This is a genomic window from Streptomyces sp. NPDC021562 (assembly GCF_040640875.1).
Classification (GTDB): Bacteria; Actinomycetota; Actinomycetes; order Streptomycetales; family Streptomycetaceae; genus Streptomyces.
Map to the genome: position 1 here is coordinate 1 of NZ_JBFACN010000121.1, position 1,042 is coordinate 1,042.

Consider the following 1,042-nt stretch of genomic DNA (forward strand, 5'->3'; position numbering starts at 1 on the left):
TATGCAACAATGCTTGTATTCCAACATTTAGACTAGCTTAAAAAGGGTTTTTTCTTGAATATTATTCGTGTTCACCTATATAATTATTTCATTCAATTAAAACGTTTTTATGGGGGGTGGAAGAAATGGGGCTGTGCAACTAAATAAAATTACAAATAGGGTAAAACGAAATGATATTCATTACACGAACCAAAGTCTATCCATCCTGAATTTCTGCTGCATATTATGTGTTACGGCGAAGCTACAAATAGTTTCATTATATAGATGAAGTAATGCATAGAAAAAAGGCTTAGATTGGATGGGATTATGGTATGTAATGAAATATGGCCCCATTACAAATCACAGTATGCAACCCAGAAATATGTGGGGGATTGTCCTGTTAATATGCATTTGGGTGCCGACATAAAAAGAGGGAAGTTAGAAATACTATTTCAGATGAGAGTATTTCCTTCTTTGCAGACATTGCTGCTAATTTAAGCTAATTTTCTTATAATATCAGGAGGTGTAAGCCTTTTTAGGCTGTTCATTGGAAATTTTTAATATAATTTTATTCGCAATACTTATAGCTTTTACAGGTTTTTTCGTTGCAACAGAGTTTGCGATCGTTAAAGTAAGGGGTTCAAGGATAGATCAGCTTGTAGCAGAAGGAAGAAAAGGTGCGTTAGCTGCGAAAAGAGTAATTAGCCATCTTGACGAATATCTGTCAGCTTGTCAGCTGGGTATTACAGTAACGGCGCTAGGTTTAGGGTGGATTGGTGAACCTACGGTGGAAGCAATACTTCATCCGGTATTCGAGAAGCTTCATGTATCGGGATCTGTTTCGACCATTTTATCTTTTGGGATAGCCTTTGTGTCTGTTACCTTTATCCATGTGGTTGTCGGAGAACTTGCTCCTAAAACAGTCGCTATCCAAAAAGCTGAAATGATTACTTTGCTTTTCTCTCCGCCGATTATTTGGTTTTACAGGCTGTTGTATCCATTTATTTGGCTTTTGAACGGATCTGCTCGTGTTTTAACAGGAATGTTTGGCCTAAAGCCAGCA

General features: G+C 37.1%; 1 protein-coding gene. It reads left to right on the plus strand.

What is annotated here, in order from left to right:
- Positions 1–526: 526 nt before the first annotated feature.
- Positions 527–1,042: CNNM domain-containing protein (locus tag AB0G52_RS41385; RefSeq protein ID WP_361344526.1), on the plus strand; the 516-nt coding region annotated here is incomplete at its 3' end.